Here is a 15,248-nt window from a genome sequence, read left to right on the forward strand (position 1 = left end):
ATGGCCGAGCTCGCCCTCAGCGCGTCCGAGAAGCGGCGCAGCCTGACCGCCGTCATAACCTGCATGACGCTGGTCGGGGTCACCATCGGCCTCACCTATCCGCTGCTGTCGCTGCTGCTCGAAGAGCGCGGCTATTCGGGCACCGTGATCGGCCTCAACGCGGCGATGCCGGCGCTCGCCATGATTATCCTGTCGCCGTTCCTGCCGCGCGCCATCCGCGCCATCGGGCTGAAACCGTTCCTGATCGGTAGCATTCTCCTCGAGGCCGCGCTGATCCTCGGGCTCAAGGCGTTCGACGGGATCTATTACTGGTTCGTCTTGCGTTTCTTCATGGGCGTGACCGCAGCCGGCCTGTTCGTCGCCGGCGAGACGTGGATCAATCAGATCGCCGATGATCACAGCCGCGGCCGGCTGATGGCGATCTACAGCATCGCGCTCAGCGGCGGACTCGCGTTGGGCCCGATCATCATAACGATAACCGGGATCGACGGCTGGGCGCCGTTTGTCGCCGGCGCGCTGTGCAACCTGGTCGGTATCATCCCGTTCATCGTCATCGGCAGCGTGGCGCCGCGGCTCGAGGGCCATGCGTCGTTCTCGATCTGGACCTTCGTCCGCATCGCGCCGAGCCTGACGATGGCGGTTTTCGCCTTCGCCGTGATCGAGAGCGCGGGTAGCGCCCTGCTGCCGGTCTATGGCGTGCGCGCGGGCTACTCCGACAACGCGGCGGCACTGATGCTGACCGTTGTGCTGGCCGGTGCGATGGCCATGCAATGGCCGATCGGATGGCTGGCCGACCGCATGGACCGCTACCGCCTGATCGGCGGCCTCGGCGTGCTGAGCGCGCTCGGCGTGTCCCTGCTGCCGCTGGTGGTGATGTGGCCGTGGCTGCTCTATGGGGCGCTGTTTCTGTGGGGCGGCGTCGCGTCGGGCATCTACACGGTCGCCTTGGTGCTGCAGGGCCAGCGCTTCAAGGGACCCGATCTCGTCACCGCCAATGCCGCCTTCGGCGCCATCTGGGGCATCGCCAGCATGGGCGGTCCGGCGGCGGCGGGGGTCGCCATGGATCTGTGGGACCCGCACGGACTGCCCGCCTTCCTGACCGTGGTCTGTGCGTCCTTCGTCGTCACCGTCGCCATCCGGCACCATAGCCGCCGCGGGCGGCAGCCGGCATCACCGCCGGCGTGAATGCGCGCCAAGCTCGATCCGGATGGGCGGCCGCTCAGGTCGTCTTGATCGGACCGCTCAGGCGGTCCGGCGTCGCCGCCGGACCGGGCAGCGGCGCGCCGGCGGCTTCGGCCTTGAGCCAATCACGGAACGCTTTGACCTTGGGCCGCTCCCAACTGCCGGGTTCGGCCACGATGTAATAGGCGTAGCCTGCCGGGAGCCCGTCGTCGAACGGACGCACGAGGCGGCCGGCGACGATATCGTCGGCGACCAGATGGCTGCGCGCCAGGGCGACGCCGTGGCCGGCGATCGCCGCCTGCACGACCAGCCGCGAATCGGTGAAACCCGGGCCGGTCGTCGCGTCGACATCGCCGGCGCCGGTGGCGCGCAACCAGACCCCCCAATTCACCCGCATGTCGTCGTGCAGAAGCGTGTGACGGTTGAGGTCGGCGGGGACCCGCATCGGCGCCGCACCCTCGAGCAGGCTGGGGCTGCACACCGGAAAGATTTCTTCGGTCATCCACAGCTCGGCGCGGACCCCGGGCCAGTCGCCCTGGCCATAGCGGATGGCGACGTCGACACCGGCGTGGGCGAGATCGACGAGCTTGTCCTCGGCGTCGAGTAGCACGTCGATATCGGGGTGGAGGGCGCGGAATCGCGGCAGCCGGGGCAGCAGCCAGGCGGCGGCAAAGGAATGCAGCGTGCTCACCGTCAGCCGGCCGGCGGAATCGTCGGCATAGAGGCGGTCGGTGGCGGCGGCGATCGCGTCGAAGGCGTCGCGCACCGTCGGCAGATAGGCCTGGCCCGCGTCGGTGAGCCTCAGCGCCCGGTTGAGGCGCCGGAACAGGACGACCCCGAGGCGCTCCTCGAGCGTCTTGACCTGATGGCTGATCGCCGCCTGGGTCACGTTCAGCTCGGCCGCCGCGCGGGTAAAGCTGAGGTGGCGCGCCGCCGCTTCGAAGGCGCGCAAAGCATTCAAGGGCGGCAGGCGTCTGGCCATGGCAACGGATAAGTTTTTCTAATCCGATATATAAGAAATCGTCGTTTGTCCAGGTCTAAATTCGGACCTATATCCCTCTTCAAGCTAATGAGATCAGCGCTTTGACGAGGAGACCACCAATGCGCAAACACATCAATATTTCTCATAATTTCTCTGATTTTTGGGTGGCGGCCGAGACGGCCGGCAACGGTATCGGCCGGTTCCCGGCACCGCGCACAGCGGCGGTGACCTTCGATCTATCGCGGGCCAAGCAGACCGTTGCCGCCAGAATCGAGACGGCGGTGGCGACGGTCTTCCTGTGGATGGAGCGGGCGCGCGAACGGCGGGCCTTGGCCCAGCTCGATGGACGGCTGCTGAGCGACATCGGGGTCGGTCACGCGGAGGCGGCCCACGAAGCCGCCAAGCCGTTCTGGAGAGCTTGATTGATGATTTGGTCAGTTCGGTTCACCCCAACGGTCGTCAACCTTGACCGTTGGGGTGACCGGAGACGCGGTCAGGCCGGGTTGTGAACCCGCCACGAGCCGTCGGCTGTCTTGCAGGCCGTGCCGGTGGCCTTTTCGGTCTTGCCGTCGATGGTCACCGTCTGCTCGTAATCGCGGCAGGTGAGACCATCCTTCGTGGTGTAGGTGTTGTGCGGCGTGTAGGTGCCGGTGTCGCCGTCCTTCGGATCGTTCCAGGTCGTCGTCTGGCCCGCTTTGTTCTTTTCCAACGACTGTTGCTGGGCCTTGAGCGCCTCATCCTTGTCGTTGTCGTCGAGCAAACTACCGATCGCACCGCCGCCGAGACCGCCGAGGATGACGCCGGCGGCGAGGCCCAAGGGACTGGCACCGACTGCCGCCGCCAGCAAACCGCCGGCCGCGGCACCGCCGGCGGCACCGATCTGGGTCTTCTGGCCGAGGCCGGTCTGTTCCTCGACCCAGGTGCAACTGGCGACGGAGGCGCCGGTCAGACCCACGATTGCAATCACACAACAGGTCTTTCTAAATATCATCGAAGCCTCCTCGACTATGGGTTTGTGAATGATGGCGCGGCATGGCAGCCAGGGTACGCCGCGCCGCAATGGTAACGCCGTTGGCGCAAAAGCCGAACCGAATTCTTCGTCACGGAAAACGATAGTTTCCGACCGGCCCGGATGATGAAATTGCACTTTCCGTGCCCCGCAACACCGTTGAAAGCGGAAGTCGTCGGCCGCGTCAGTCGCAAACATGCAACGCAAATCTAATCGACGGCCGCTTGCGACCATCAAGCGATTCTATTCCTCCAGCATCCAGGCATAGGGCGTTCCGCCCAAATGCGCCGCGATCGCCTCGAAGTTCGTGAGCAAGCGGCTCAAGGGGTATGGATTGACCGGCCGGTACCGGGGAGCAAGATCGGCGGCGGCGACTCCCAAGAATGCGCAGATTCGCTGATATCCAACCACCGGATCGCGGGCGACATCATCCTCGTAGGTGAGCGAAAGGTGAGGCCGATTTTCGAGCGCATGCGCGAGGCCAGTCATTTGTGCGCTGACCTTGGCCAGGGCCGGCAGCAGCGCGTTTTGTCCCTCGGCGGTCCATACGCGCTCGGGGTCGAGGTGGATCGGTTGAAAGATCGGGGCCGCCCGAGCACGCAGCTTGGATCGACCGCCGGTATGCGCGATCGTATTCGAGACGATACCGCGCAGAATATTGCGTCTCTCGAGCCGTACCAAGCGACTGATGCCGAGATCGCCCAATTTATCGAGCACGCGTGGCCAATCCGCGCCGAAATTGGGTGCCTCGGCGGTCGAACACTCGAATCCGTAAGAGCGAAACAGCGCGCGCCCCAAGCGTCGGCGCAGGAACTGCTCGGGCGTCGTTTGGTGGCGCCAATAGCCGTACTCCGGACCAAAGACTTCGTGATCCCAGAAGATCCCGGGCGTCGCCGCCAGCATGTACCCCAATACCGTACTGCCGGCCCGTCTGGGATGGATCATTACGACGTTGCCCGGCCGGGTTTTCGGGACAGGCAATGCCGGGCATCGCGAATCGAGGAAGACATATGACCGGTAGATCCGACCGGTAATTGCCTTTCGCATTTTCCATAGGCTCTGATTCATGGGATGACCTCCCGATACCCTGGGACGATGCCCGCCGCGATAATAACAGCACGACGCGCGGAAGACTCGCGTCGCTTGTTCGTCGATCCCGGCAGACGGCCCGACCCTCGCTCGTGACGGACCGGTCGCCGTCCATCATTTGGACTTGCTTCGCGAGGCGCCGGCGTGTGTACAGTCCCCGGACACGGTCACAGCCATAAAATCGACGGCGGCCAGGCATGAAGATCGCGTTTCTCGGCCAACCGACATCGCCACCGCCGCTACCCTATGACGGCGAGGATTCGGTCGGCATCGTGACCTATCATCTGGCACGATCCCTGGCCCCGCTCGCCGAGGTTACGGTCTACGCGCGGCGGCGCCCGGGCGAACCGGACCGGGAGTGGGCGGGCGAGGGTTTTGTCGTCAAGCGCTTGCCCTTCAATCACCGCGCCTGGGGCCTCGCCGATGCGGCCATCGCCGCGGCCGGTCTTCCAACTCATGCGGCCGCGTCGACGCTCTATGGCCGCCAATTCGCCACGGCAGCCGCCCGCGATGCGGCGCGCGAGGGGATCGACATCATCCATATCATGAGCCTTGCCCACTTCGCGCCGATCGTTCGGCGTGCGCATCCGCGGGCGAAGATTATCCTCCACTTTCATGACGACAAGGCGCATCGACTATCCGATCCGCGTTTCGCCGCCAGTCTTCGCGCTGCCGACCATGTCGTTGGGTGCAGCAAATTCGTCGCCGGGCGACTGCGCGACCACTGGGCCGGTTCCGCGCCAACATTTGGCGTCGTCTACGACGGCGTCGATTCGAAGCAATTCTCGCCCCGTCCGGCCGATGAAACCAAGTCTGGCCCAACCGAATCTCTCTATCTCGGCCGCCTGTCGCCGGAAAAAGGCGTTCATGTTCTGGTCGATGCATGGCCCCGAATCCATGCCCGCTGTCCCAGTACAATATTGCGCATTTCCGGCACCGGCGCGGTCGTGCCTCACGCCGCGCGGGCGCCACTCAGTCCGCCGGCCAGCGAGGCCGACGTGGCCGCATTCTACGGCCAGACCCTAGGCGCCCGTTTCTACCGGCGAACCGTAGGGCGGCGGGATCGCTATTACCAGGATCGCTTACTCGACCTCGACGCGGCGGCGCGTAGTGCCATCGTTCATTCACCTCCGCTGCCCCTCGCCGAATTGCCCGACCGCTACCGGTCCGCCTCGGTCTTTGTATTTCCCTCGTTGTGGGAGGAAGCCTTCGGCATGCCAATCATCGAGGCCATGGCCTGTGGCGTGCCCGTTGTTGCCACGCACGGCGGCGGTGTTTCCGAAATCGTCGACGAGGGCCGAACGGGCCTGCTTGTTCCGCGTGGCGATCCCGATGCCCTTGCCGAGGCGGTTTGCCGGTTACTGCACGACCATGGATTTGCCGCCCGCCTCGCCAGGACGGCTTATGACGACATCGTGCCCAAATTTTCCTGGCAACGAATCGCGGTCGGGTTGCTACAGCAGTACACTGCGCTGGCAACAGCTTGATTGACCGATGGGTCTCCATCGACCGTCAAAACAGCGAGGAACCTAAAGCCTAGATCGTGATCACGACTTTGCCGCTGGACTTGCGCGCCAATACGGTTTTCAGCGCATTGGTGGTCCGTTCGAGCGGAAAGCGGTGGGAGATATGGGGATGCAGCCGGCCCGCCCCAAACCAGCCGAGGAGCTCGGCAAAGGAATCGCGCACGATCTCCGGCGCGTGGATACGGTAGGCGCCCCAATAGAACCCGAATACGGCGATTTCCTTGACCAGCAGAATGTTGGCGGGAATCTTCGGCACCTTGCCGCTGGCGAAGCCGATGATCAGGATCTTGCCGCCCCAGGCGACGCAACGCATCGACGCCGAAAAGGCATCGCCGCCGACCGGATCGAAATGGATTTCGGCACCGCGCCCGCCGGTGATCGCCTTGACCCGCTCGACCACGTCGTCGCGGCTGTAATCGATCAGATGGTCGGCGCCGGCCGATTTCGCAATCTCCAGTTTTTCGGGACTGCTCGCGGTGGCGATGACGGTGGCGCCGAGAATCTTGCCGATCTCGACCGCGGTCAGACCGACACCCCCACTGGCACCGTGAACGAGCAGGGTTTCGCCGGCCCGGATCGGCACCCGTACGGTGAGCGCGACATGGGAGGTGCCATAGGCGACCGGAAACGCGGCGGCGGTATCGAAATCCATCGCGTCGGGAATGCGAAAGACATTCTCCTCCGGCGCCATGACCTGCTCGGCGAAGGCGCCATAGGGAACCACCGCCATGACCCGGTCGCCGGGCGCGACCGCCGCGACGCCGGCGCCGATTTCGGCCACCGTCCCGGCCAATTCGAGACCGGGGCTGAACGGCCGGTCGGGACGCTCCTGGTAGGTGCCGGCGATGAGCAGGGTATCGGCGAAGTTTACCGCCGACGCCTCGACCGCGATGCGGACATGGCCGGGCATTAGCGCCGGCGGCTCGACATCGGCGAGCTTCAGGTCGTCGGGCGTACCCCAGTCGGTGCACAAAATGGCCCGCATGCAAGTCCTCCTAAGAACCGTCGATCCACGCGACGGACGGCTTGATGTCGCCGACATGGATCCCGCGACGGTTGTACAGCGGAACCTCGGCGAGGCCCCCGATCGCCGCCAGCCCGTCGTCGTCGAAATCGCCGAAGCGCGCCAGCAGCGCCGCCACCGCGACCTCGGCGGCACGGGTGGCGCCGTCGTCGATCTTGACCGCGATGCCGAGGCCGGCCTTGGGCAGGGCACCGAAATAGACACCCTCGGCGCCGACCTTGACCAGCGCCGCGCCGGCCGTAGCCTCCATGACCCGGGTGCAAAACCGGCCGCTGCCGCCGACCATGAACGGCGCCGCCGCCATTGCCCGGCGGATCGTGGCACAGGCATCGCCAAAGGGTGAGTCGCCGGGCCCCGACGACGCGAATCTGGCGGCGGCGCGGGCGAGGCCGGTGAGGGGCAGCGCGATGGTCGGGATCGAACAGCCGTCGATCGCGGCCGGGGCGGCGGCGAGGTCGACATTGCTCATCTCCTCGAGCACCTGCCGCCAGGCCCGCTGTACCGGGTGGTCGAGGTCGATATAGCCCGTGGTCGCGGCCTTGGCGTGCCGGGCCAGGGTCAGCATGCCGCTGTGCTTGCCGGAGCAATTGTTGTGCAAGGCGGTCGGCGGCCGGCCGGCGCGGACCAGGGCCGCATTGGCCTCGGCGTTGTAGGGCGCGTGAACCCCGCATTCGAGATCGCCCGCCGACAGGTCGAGCCGGGCGAGCCACCGGGCGACGGCGTCGACATGCGCCGGCTCGCCGTCGTGGGACGCGCAAGCGAGCGCGATTTCGGTTTCGTCGAGGCCGTAGGTCGCGGCCGCGCCGCTGTCGACGACGGAGATCGCCTGCAGCGGCTTGATCGCCGAGCGGGGAAAGACCGGCCGTTCGATATCGCCCCAAGCGCCGACGATTCGGCCGCCGCCGTCGGCGACCACGGCGGCGCCCTGATGGCGGCTCTCGATCGCCGCGCCGCGCCATACTTCGACCACGACCGGCGCGGAGGATATCTCGTTCATCGGGTTTCCGGTGAGCAGAAAGGGGCAAACACCTTGCCTTCACGGCCCGCCTTATGCAAGGTTCCGCCGGACATGCGCGGCTATTTCGGAATCGGCGTCGAACACATCAGCAAGCAGATGAATGCGGGCAGTCTGATGCGTTCCGCCCATGCCTTCGAGGCCGCCTTTTTCTTTACCGTCGGGGCGGTCTATTCGACCCGGGAAGGGGGCCGGTCCGACACCTCCGACGCCCCTGCCGAGCTGCCGGTCTACGCGTTCGACGACCCCGCGGCCCTGCGTTTGCCGAAAGCGTGCAACTTGGTCGGGGTCGAGCTCCAGGACGATGCCGTCGATCTTCCGGAGTTCCGCCATCCGCGACAGGCCGCCTATATCTTCGGTCCGGAACGCGGTAGTTTGTCGCCGGAAATGACGGCGCGGTGCGATTTTGTGGTCAAGATTCCGACAAAATTCTGTATCAATGTCGGCGTCGCCGGGGCGATCGTGATGTACGACCGGATGATCACACTGGGCCGCTTCGCGAACCGGCCGTTCATTCCAGGTGGCGCCCGGGAAGCGCTGCCGCCCCATGTTTTTGGACAACCCGTCCTGCGCCGCGCGCGGGAACGGGCCGATGCGGATTAATAGGGATCAACAACCGGAATGTATGACCGCGCCATGAAAACTTTGCGTCTCGTCTTCGCTCATCTTCTCGTGTCTTTGATAGCCTTGCCGGCGCTGGCCCAGGACCCCGCGTTCCTGTCGCGGCACGACGCATGGACCGCCCACGTCAAGGCCGACAGCGGCAACAAGACCTGCTTCGCCTGGACCAAGCCGACCAGGTCGAAGGGCAACTACACCAAACGTGGCGATATCCTCGCCTTCGTCACCTTGTTCAAGCCGGTGCCGCAAGGCGACGACTATTACGACGGCGGCCAGATCAGCATCGTCACCGGCTACTCCTACAAGGAGACCAGCCCGATCGAGGCGGCGATCGCCGGCGAGCGCTTCGAGATGTTCAGCCAGGACGATACCGCCTGGGCGGCGAGCGCCGACAGCGACGAGAAACTGATCGGCGCCATGAAGGCGGGCTCGACCATGGTCGTGACCGGCTTTTCGAAACGCGGGACGAAGACGACGGATACATATTCGCTCAAGGGATTCACCGCCGCCTACAACGCGGTCCGCGCCGCCTGCAAGTAACGCCGGCGACGCTCGAGGAGGCCGGGCCGCCCGGCCCGGAACACTATGGGTTCATGTGGAAACGACCCAACCGGGCGCCCCAATCTCATCGGCCTGTCCCGTGACGAGTTGAGCGCCGAAATGGCGACGCTCGACGCGCCGCCGTTGCGCGCCCGTCAGCTGTGGCACTGGATTTACTATCGCGGCGAGAGCGACTTCGCCGCCATGACCACCCTGGCCAAGTCGTTTCGCGCCGCGCTGGCCGACCGCTACGCCGTCCGCCGGCCGGAGATCGTGCGCGACCTGGCCTCGGCCGACGGGACGCGCAAATGGTTGGTCCGCACGGCCGACGGGCAGGAGGTGGAGACCGTCCATATCCCGGAACGGGACCGCGGCGCGCTGTGCGTCTCGTCGCAGGTCGGCTGCACCCTCAATTGCACCTTCTGCCACACCGGCACCCAGCGTCTGGTGCGCAACCTCGACGCCGCCGAGATCGTCGGCCAGGTGATGGTCGCCCGCGACGGCCTCGGCGAATGGCCGACCCCGGTCCATGGCCGCATGCTGTCGAACATCGTCATGATGGGCATGGGCGAACCGCTCTACAACTACGACAACGTGGCCAAGGCCCTACGCATCGTGATGGACGGCGAGGGTTTGGCGATCTCGCGCCGCCGCATCACGCTGTCGACGTCTGGCGTGGTCCCGCTGATCGAGCGTGTCGGGCGCGAGCTCGGCGTCAATCTGGCGGTCTCGCTGCACGCCGTGACCGACGCGCTGCGCGACCAGATCGTGCCACTCAACCGCAAATATCCGATCGCCGAATTGCTGCAGGCGTGCCGCGACTATCCGACCAGCAAGGCGACGCGGCGCATCACCTTCGAGTACGTCATGCTGAAGGGGGTCAACGATTCGACCGCCGACGCCCGCGCCCTGGTCCGCCTGATCCGCGGCATCCCGGCCAAGGTCAATTTGATCCCCTTCAACCCATGGCCGGGGGGGCCGCACGAGTGCGCGACGCCGGCCGCCATCGAGGCCTTCGCCGCGATCGTGCGCGACGCCGGTTACGCCTCGCCGGTGCGCGCGCCGCGCGGCCGCGACATCATGGCCGCCTGCGGCCAGCTCAAGTCGGACAGCGTTAAGGAGCGCGCCAGTAGGCGCCGGATGGCGGCGGAGTTGGCGGGCTGATCGCCGACGATGGAGTAGGCGTCGCGTCAGTCGCTCGATTGGCTCAGCGGCTTCAGTCCGCGTCCGTCACGTCGATGGCGATGCCGGCGACGGCGCCCGGATGGTCCGCGACCGAGACCGGAAACTTATGATCGAGCAGGACGCGCCGTCCGGTGGGCAGGTTGACGGCGTCCTTGAAGTTGGTCGGCGTTCCGCTTTCCGCGACGCGCCGGTCGATCTGGGTAACGCGGTCGGCTTGGTCCCTGGGAATGAGGTCATAGGCGGTCTGGCCGACACAATCCGCCGCGCTCATATCGAGCATCTCCGCCCCCTTCCGGTTGACGAAGAGAAAGCGGCCCTCGGCGTCCTTGATGTAGATCACGGTATCGGCGCTATCGAAGAATGCCTGCATCAGACTGGTGTCGATCATTCGTCTCTTCCTGTTCCTGGTTCCGTGGGGCCAATTCGCATAGCATACCGGTTTACAGGATGCTTTCGTGAATTCACCGCCGTCACCGGTCCTGCCCGACGTTCTCGCGCCCGGCCTCGACCTTATTATCGTCGGCATGGCGGCGAGCGCCGAATCGGCACGCCGCGGCGCCTATTATGCCCATCCTGGAAATCGTTTCTGGCCCACTCTCGCGGCGGTTGGGCTGACGCCGCGGCGGTTGGCGCCCGAAGAGTTCGACCTGTTGCCCGGCTTCGGAATCGGCTTGACCGACGTCTGCAAAGCGCAGTCGGGCGCCGACCACGAGCTCGACCGCGCCAACCACGATGCGGCCGCGGTGCTCGGCAAAATCCGCCGCTGGCGGCCGCGGGCGGTCGCCTTCAACAGCAAGAACGCGGCCCAATTGACGCTCGGCCGCAAGGTCGCCTACGGGCGCCAGGCGGATGCCATCGGTGGCTCTTCGGTGTTCGTCCTGCCGTCGACCTCGGGCCGTGCTGTGGCCTATTGGGATCTCGGCCCGTGGCGGGAGGTGGCCCAATTCATTGGACGCGATCTAACCGGCTAAATTCAATTGACAGGTTTAGCCGCCGCGTGACAGATAGCCGGCGATGCGCATCGTCCGCCCGCTGCTCGCCGTGCTTCCCGTCGTCCTCACCGGCGTCCTGTTGCCCACGTCTGCCGCGGTCGCCGCCGCCGACGGGTGGGGAAAAAGTGGACTCTATGTCCTGCAACAATGCCTGAACGCGGTTCAAGTCGGCGCCTTCTACGGCCTGCTGGCGGCCGCCTATGTCCTAATTTACGGCATATGCAACCGCATCAACCTGGCCTTCGGCGCGCTCGCGATGTGGGCCGGCTACATGACCGTCGCCGGGGTCACGATCCTGGCAGCCCTGTCGCCGCTTGGGCTGGCAGCGACTATCGTCTTCGCCGCGCTCTATGCAATTGCCGGCACCGCGGTGCTGGGCTACGGCGTTCAACATAGTGTCGTTCTGCCGCTGATTCGGGCGTCGTCGCTGGCCATGCTGATCGCCACCGTGGGCCTCGCGATCACCCTCGAGGAAGTGGTCCGCCTGGCGAGGGACAGCCGCGAGCGCTGGCTACAGCCGCTGCTCGGCGACCCGATCCGGCTCTTGGAGGCGGATGGTTTTTCGATCACCATTACGCCGATGCGGGCTGTGATTTTGGTCGCCTCGCTGGTCCTGTCGGCGGCGTTGATCGGCTTGGTGTCGCGTCACCGGTTCGGCCGGATATGGCGCGCCTGCTCGCAGGATCTCGGCATGGCCGAGCTTTGCGGCATCAATATCAACGTCGTGCTGGCGGTGGTCTTTTTGCTCTCGGCCTCCTATGCCGGTGCCGCTGGGGCCATTATCGCGCTCTACTACGGCAATGTCAGTTTCTACATGGGCACGGTGCTCGGCCTGAAGACGCTTCTGGCCGCCGTCGTCGGCGGGCTCGGGTCGGTTACCGGCGCGGTCGCCGGCGGCTTCCTCCTCGGGGCCCTTGAATCCTTCTGGTCGGCCTATTTCAGTGGCGACTATCGCGACGTTGCGGTGTTCGGCGTCCTGATGGGGTTGATGATATGGCGTCCCAACGGTCTGCTGACACCGACTACCCGGCCGGACCATGACCGTGGCTGAGCCGGCCTCATTTCGCCGGCAGCGGCAACCCGGAGTCCGGGTTCGGGTGGTAGCCGGGCCCGATCGTCAACGGGCGGTCGGGCAGACTGTCCTGGCCGATGTCGGATCGGAAGGTCTTGGTGTAACTGGCAAGCAACGCGCCGTCCGGCGTCCGCAAATCCAATTCGACGGTGTAGTCGCGGCCGGCCTCGACGCCACTGACCGCCGGTGTGCGGAACGAATATTGTACCATTCCGTCGCGTGCCGTCTGGGTAACCACATAGGGCTCGTCCCCGGCCGGGTCCTCGAAGCGGGCCTCCAGGATCGTGCCCGGCGGAATCGCCCGATCGGGGACGGCGACAAAGCCGTAAAACGCTTCGGCGATGTTGTAGTTGAAGACGAAGCCGCCGCCGGCGAACGTAAGATAGGGCCGGTCGCCGCTATCGTCGTCGCAACCGGTCAATGCGATGGCCGCCAATGCCGCGATGACGATCGTAATCCGTCCCATGACCCGCGTTCTAAACAATGCTATGGGGGTAAACTACACCAGGTTCAAAACCGGTAAAACATAAATAGACAGTTAGAATGATCACGCCGCCTCCGACCCATGAAATACCGTCGCGGATCGCCCGCCTGGGACTGATCGCGGGCCATTCGGGCCTCGATTTCGCCAACACCGCGAGCGGCCGCGGCGGCGCTCAACATCTTGACCATCTGCGCACTGTCGCCGACCTGGTTTTGTGGTCGCGTCACGCCGGCCTTCTTACCCCCGCGCAGGCGGCGGTTATCGACATCGATCGAAGGGCAGAGGCGCAGGTCGTTGCCCGCGCGGTCAAGCTGCGCGAGGCGATCCATGCCATCGCCGCAGCATTCGCCGCCGACGCGGCGCCGCCGCAGCCGGCGATAGCGACCCTTGGCCGGACCTATCGCCGTGCCTTGGCGGAAGCTGATCTCGTGCCCGGCGGCGACGGCCTTGTCTGGCGCTGGGCGAAGGCCGAGGCGTGGCAGGTCTTGGGGCCGATCGCCGAGTCCGCGATCGCGCTCTTCGGCGCGGCGGAGCGCGATCGGATCAAACAATGTCCGGGACGCGATTGCGGCTGGGTGTTCCTCGACCGGACGAAGAACGGCAGCCGGCGCTGGTGCGACATGAAGGTCTGCGGCAACCGCGCCAAGTTGCGCCGCTACCACCAACGCCACCGTGGGAAATGACGCTACGCTTGCTCCGCCGGGTGCGATCCATATACTGCGCGCCGTTTCGACCCCGGCTTCGGGATAGCTATCATGAGCGACGTCAAGAAAGTCGTGCTCGCCTATTCGGGCGGCCTCGACACCTCGGTGATCCTGCGCTGGCTGCAGGACCGCTATAGCTGTGAAGTGGTGACCTTCACCGCCGATCTCGGCCAGGGCGAGGAGCTCGAGCCGGCGCGCGCCAAGGCCGAACTGCTCGGCATCAAGGAGATCTTCGTCGAGGATCTGCGCGAGGAGTTCGTCCGCGACTACGTCTTCCCGATGTTCCGTGCCAACGCGCTCTACGAGGGCACCTACCTGCTCGGTACCTCGATCGCGCGGCCGCTGATCGCCAAGCGCCAGATCGAGATCGCCGCCGAAACCGGCGCCGACGCGGTCGCCCACGGCGCCACCGGCAAGGGCAACGACCAGGTCCGCTTCGAACTCGCCTATTACGCCCTCAACCCGGCCATCACGGTGATCGCGCCGTGGCGCGAATGGGACCTCGATTCGCGGACCAAGCTGATCGAATTCGCCGACGCCCACCAGATCCCGATCCCCCGCGACAAGCGCGGCGAGGCGCCGTTCTCCCAGGACGCCAACCTGCTGCACATCTCGTCCGAGGGCAAAGCGCTCGAGGACCCGTGGCAGGAACCCGACTACGATCACGTCCTGAGCCGCATGGTGACGCCGATGGCGGCGCCCGACCGGGCCGAGGAGATCACCATCGATTTCGAGGCCGGCGATCCGGTCGCGATCGACGGCGCAAAGCTGTCGCCGGCCGCGCTCCTGACCAAGCTCAACGAGCTCGGCGGCCGCAACGGGGTCGGCGCCCTCGACATCGTCGAGAACCGCTTCGTCGGCATGAAATCGCGGGGCGTCTACGAGACCCCGGGCGGGACAATCCTGTTCCACGCCCGCCGGGCGATGGAGTCGCTGACCCTCGACCGCGGCACCATGCACTTCAAGGACGAGCTGATGCCGCGCTATGCCGAGCTCATCTACAACGGCTTCTGGTTCGCCCCCGAGCGGGCGATGATGCAGGCGGCGATCGACGAGGCGGCAGAGCGGGTCGCCGGCACGGTGCGGCTCAAGCTCTACAAGGGCAACGTCATCGTCACCGGCCGCAAGTCGCCGAACAGCCTCTACAGCGAGGACATGGTGACCTTCGAGGCCGACACCGTCTACGACCAGCGCGACGCCGAGGGCTTCATCAAGTTGAACGCGCTGCGCCTGCGCCTGGCCAAGATGATGGCGCGGTGATCGACGCCTTCGATCCGCCGGATCTGTGGGCGCCCTTCGGCGCCTTCTCGATGGGCGTCGTCCAGGGCGACGGGCAGGTCGTCTATTTGAAGGGACAGGTGGCGCTCGACCGCGACGGCGCCGTCGTCGGCCGGGGCGACATGGCGGCCCAGGTCCGCCAGGTACTGGAGAACATTCAATCCGCGCTGGCTATTGTCGGCGGCGCGATGGCCGACATCGTTTCGCTGACCCACTACGTCACCGACATCGGCGCTTTCATGAAACCGGGCGCGGTGCGGCGGGAGTTCTTTTCTGCGCCCTATCCGGTGACCACGACGGTCCAGGTGGCGGCGCTCTACGATCCCGAGTTGATGGTCGAGATCACCGCCATCGCCGAAATCCCGCGCGACCGGTTTCGCCGGCCCGGCTAGATCGGACTCACCGGCTTTGGTGCGCCCGCCTTGGCGCCGGCCGACAGCATCAGGGTGACCGCCGGCACCGCGGCCGACGACAGCGCGGCCTTCTTGAGGAAGGCGCGGCGCGCTTCTGTCCGTTCGGGATCGGTTTCGGTTTCCACGTTTGAA

General features: G+C 65.8%; 19 protein-coding genes. 11 read left to right on the top strand and 8 right to left on the bottom strand.

Annotated features, from left to right (window positions below; genetic code table 11):
- Positions 1-1,185: an MFS transporter gene (locus tag GY791_00880; protein ID MCP4326978.1), complete on the top strand. Its 1,185-nt coding sequence runs from the start codon at positions 1-3 to the stop codon at positions 1,183-1,185.
- Positions 1,186-1,219: 34 nt separating this feature from the next.
- On the opposite strand, the gene GY791_00885 is transcribed toward GY791_00880, so the two are convergent.
- On the bottom strand, positions 1,220-2,164 hold the full coding sequence (locus tag GY791_00885) for a transcriptional regulator GcvA (protein MCP4326979.1): 945 nt from the start codon (positions 2,162-2,164) through the stop codon (positions 1,220-1,222).
- Between the two features lie 119 nt (positions 2,165-2,283).
- Here GY791_00885 and GY791_00890 point away from each other — a divergent pair, with 119 nt between their 5' ends.
- Positions 2,284-2,586: a DUF1127 domain-containing protein gene (locus GY791_00890; protein ID MCP4326980.1), complete on the top strand. Its 303-nt coding sequence runs from the start codon at positions 2,284-2,286 to the stop codon at positions 2,584-2,586.
- A 71-nt stretch (positions 2,587-2,657) separates the two neighbouring features.
- On the opposite strand, the gene GY791_00895 is transcribed toward GY791_00890, so the two are convergent.
- Entirely contained in the window at positions 2,658-3,155 is a 498-nt protein-coding gene (locus tag GY791_00895; protein MCP4326981.1) for a hypothetical protein, read from the bottom strand.
- A 261-nt stretch (positions 3,156-3,416) separates the two neighbouring features.
- On the bottom strand, positions 3,417-4,118 hold the full coding sequence (locus GY791_00900) for a hypothetical protein (protein ID MCP4326982.1): 702 nt from the start codon (positions 4,116-4,118) through the stop codon (positions 3,417-3,419).
- 341 nt (positions 4,119-4,459) lie between these two features.
- Here GY791_00900 and GY791_00905 point away from each other — a divergent pair, with 341 nt between their 5' ends.
- Positions 4,460-5,749 carry a glycosyltransferase family 4 protein gene (locus tag GY791_00905; protein MCP4326983.1) on the top strand — a complete coding sequence of 430 codons (1,290 nt, stop codon included), beginning with the start codon at positions 4,460-4,462 and terminating at the stop codon, positions 5,747-5,749.
- Positions 5,750-5,798: 49 nt separating this feature from the next.
- Here GY791_00905 and GY791_00910 read toward each other — a convergent pair whose 3' ends face one another.
- Both GY791_00910 and GY791_00915 read right to left on the bottom strand, forming a co-directional pair.
- Positions 5,799-6,773 carry an NADPH:quinone oxidoreductase family protein gene (locus GY791_00910; GenBank protein MCP4326984.1) on the bottom strand — a complete coding sequence of 325 codons (975 nt, stop codon included), beginning with the start codon at positions 6,771-6,773 and terminating at the stop codon, positions 5,799-5,801.
- A 10-nt stretch (positions 6,774-6,783) separates the two neighbouring features.
- Positions 6,784-7,809 carry an asparaginase gene (locus GY791_00915; GenBank protein ID MCP4326985.1) on the bottom strand — a complete coding sequence of 342 codons (1,026 nt, stop codon included), beginning with the start codon at positions 7,807-7,809 and terminating at the stop codon, positions 6,784-6,786.
- A 72-nt stretch (positions 7,810-7,881) separates the two neighbouring features.
- On the opposite strand from GY791_00915, the gene GY791_00920 reads away from it, so the two are divergent.
- The 3 genes from GY791_00920 to rlmN are packed head-to-tail and all read left to right on the top strand — an operon-like array spanning position 7,882 to position 10,152.
- Entirely contained in the window at positions 7,882-8,430 is a 549-nt protein-coding gene (locus GY791_00920; protein MCP4326986.1) for an RNA methyltransferase, read from the top strand.
- Between the two features lie 33 nt (positions 8,431-8,463).
- Entirely contained in the window at positions 8,464-8,988 is a 525-nt protein-coding gene (locus GY791_00925) for a hypothetical protein (GenBank protein MCP4326987.1), read from the top strand.
- A gap of 45 nt (positions 8,989-9,033) precedes the next feature.
- The gene (gene rlmN / locus GY791_00930) at positions 9,034-10,152 is read left to right on the top strand and encodes a 23S rRNA (adenine(2503)-C(2))-methyltransferase RlmN (GenBank protein ID MCP4326988.1); all 1,119 of its coding nucleotides are present in this window, start codon (positions 9,034-9,036) and stop codon (positions 10,150-10,152) included.
- A 52-nt stretch (positions 10,153-10,204) separates the two neighbouring features.
- On the opposite strand, the gene GY791_00935 is transcribed toward rlmN, so the two are convergent.
- Complete coding sequence (locus GY791_00935; GenBank protein ID MCP4326989.1) at positions 10,205-10,561, bottom strand: PAS domain-containing protein; 357 nt, start codon at positions 10,559-10,561, stop codon at positions 10,205-10,207.
- Positions 10,562-10,697: 136 nt separating this feature from the next.
- Here GY791_00935 and GY791_00940 point away from each other — a divergent pair, with 136 nt between their 5' ends.
- Together GY791_00940 and GY791_00945 are read left to right on the top strand one after the other, a co-directional pair.
- The gene (locus tag GY791_00940) at positions 10,698-11,144 is read left to right on the top strand and encodes a mismatch-specific DNA-glycosylase (GenBank protein MCP4326990.1); all 447 of its coding nucleotides are present in this window, start codon (positions 10,698-10,700) and stop codon (positions 11,142-11,144) included.
- A gap of 43 nt (positions 11,145-11,187) precedes the next feature.
- Entirely contained in the window at positions 11,188-12,216 is a 1,029-nt protein-coding gene (locus GY791_00945; protein ID MCP4326991.1) for a branched-chain amino acid ABC transporter permease, read from the top strand.
- Positions 12,217-12,223: 7 nt separating this feature from the next.
- Here GY791_00945 and GY791_00950 read toward each other — a convergent pair whose 3' ends face one another.
- Positions 12,224-12,703, bottom strand: a complete 480-nt coding sequence (locus tag GY791_00950; protein MCP4326992.1) for a hypothetical protein — start codon at positions 12,701-12,703, stop codon at positions 12,224-12,226.
- Positions 12,704-12,780: 77 nt separating this feature from the next.
- On the opposite strand from GY791_00950, the gene GY791_00955 reads away from it, so the two are divergent.
- The 3 genes from GY791_00955 to GY791_00965 all read left to right on the top strand — a co-directional run bounded on the left by GY791_00955 (position 12,781) and on the right by GY791_00965 (position 15,095).
- Positions 12,781-13,404 (top strand): hypothetical protein, encoded by a 624-nt coding sequence (locus GY791_00955; protein ID MCP4326993.1) that lies wholly within the window; start codon positions 12,781-12,783, stop codon positions 13,402-13,404.
- A gap of 69 nt (positions 13,405-13,473) precedes the next feature.
- Complete coding sequence (locus GY791_00960) at positions 13,474-14,685, top strand: argininosuccinate synthase (GenBank protein MCP4326994.1); 1,212 nt, start codon at positions 13,474-13,476, stop codon at positions 14,683-14,685.
- Positions 14,682-15,095 (top strand): RidA family protein, encoded by a 414-nt coding sequence (locus GY791_00965; protein MCP4326995.1) that lies wholly within the window; start codon positions 14,682-14,684, stop codon positions 15,093-15,095. The genes GY791_00960 and GY791_00965 overlap by 4 nt, the downstream gene beginning before the upstream one ends.
- Here GY791_00965 and GY791_00970 read toward each other — a convergent pair.
- On the bottom strand, positions 15,092-15,248 hold a 157-nt coding region (locus GY791_00970; GenBank protein MCP4326996.1), incomplete at its 5' end, for a hypothetical protein. The genes GY791_00965 and GY791_00970 overlap by 4 nt on opposite strands.

This window comes from Alphaproteobacteria bacterium (assembly GCA_024244705.1).
Lineage (GTDB): Bacteria > Pseudomonadota > Alphaproteobacteria > JAAEOK01 > JAAEOK01 > JAAEOK01.

Bases quoted from the DNA above. Each gene is read 5' to 3' on its own strand.
- GY791_00880 (MCP4326978.1), top strand. From the start codon at position 1: ATGGCCGAGCTCGCCCTCAGCGCGTCCGAGAAGCGGCGCAGCCTGACC.
- GY791_00885 (MCP4326979.1), bottom strand. From the start codon at position 2,164: ATGGCCAGACGCCTGCCGCCCTTGAATGCTTTGCGCGCCTTCGAAGCG.
- GY791_00890 (MCP4326980.1), top strand. From the start codon at position 2,284: ATGCGCAAACACATCAATATTTCTCATAATTTCTCTGATTTTTGGGTG.
- GY791_00895 (MCP4326981.1), bottom strand. From the start codon at position 3,155: ATGATATTTAGAAAGACCTGTTGTGTGATTGCAATCGTGGGTCTGACC.
- GY791_00900 (MCP4326982.1), bottom strand. From the start codon at position 4,118: ATGATCCATCCCAGACGGGCCGGCAGTACGGTATTGGGGTACATGCTG.
- GY791_00905 (MCP4326983.1), top strand. From the start codon at position 4,460: ATGAAGATCGCGTTTCTCGGCCAACCGACATCGCCACCGCCGCTACCC.
- GY791_00910 (MCP4326984.1), bottom strand. From the start codon at position 6,773: ATGCGGGCCATTTTGTGCACCGACTGGGGTACGCCCGACGACCTGAAG.
- GY791_00915 (MCP4326985.1), bottom strand. From the start codon at position 7,809: ATGAACGAGATATCCTCCGCGCCGGTCGTGGTCGAAGTATGGCGCGGC.
- GY791_00920 (MCP4326986.1), top strand. From the start codon at position 7,882: ATGCGCGGCTATTTCGGAATCGGCGTCGAACACATCAGCAAGCAGATG.
- GY791_00925 (MCP4326987.1), top strand. From the start codon at position 8,464: ATGAAAACTTTGCGTCTCGTCTTCGCTCATCTTCTCGTGTCTTTGATA.
- rlmN (MCP4326988.1), top strand. From the start codon at position 9,034: ATGGGTTCATGTGGAAACGACCCAACCGGGCGCCCCAATCTCATCGGC.
- GY791_00935 (MCP4326989.1), bottom strand. From the start codon at position 10,561: ATGATCGACACCAGTCTGATGCAGGCATTCTTCGATAGCGCCGATACC.
- GY791_00940 (MCP4326990.1), top strand. From the start codon at position 10,698: ATGGCGGCGAGCGCCGAATCGGCACGCCGCGGCGCCTATTATGCCCAT.
- GY791_00945 (MCP4326991.1), top strand. From the start codon at position 11,188: ATGCGCATCGTCCGCCCGCTGCTCGCCGTGCTTCCCGTCGTCCTCACC.
- GY791_00950 (MCP4326992.1), bottom strand. From the start codon at position 12,703: ATGGGACGGATTACGATCGTCATCGCGGCATTGGCGGCCATCGCATTG.
- GY791_00955 (MCP4326993.1), top strand. From the start codon at position 12,781: ATGATCACGCCGCCTCCGACCCATGAAATACCGTCGCGGATCGCCCGC.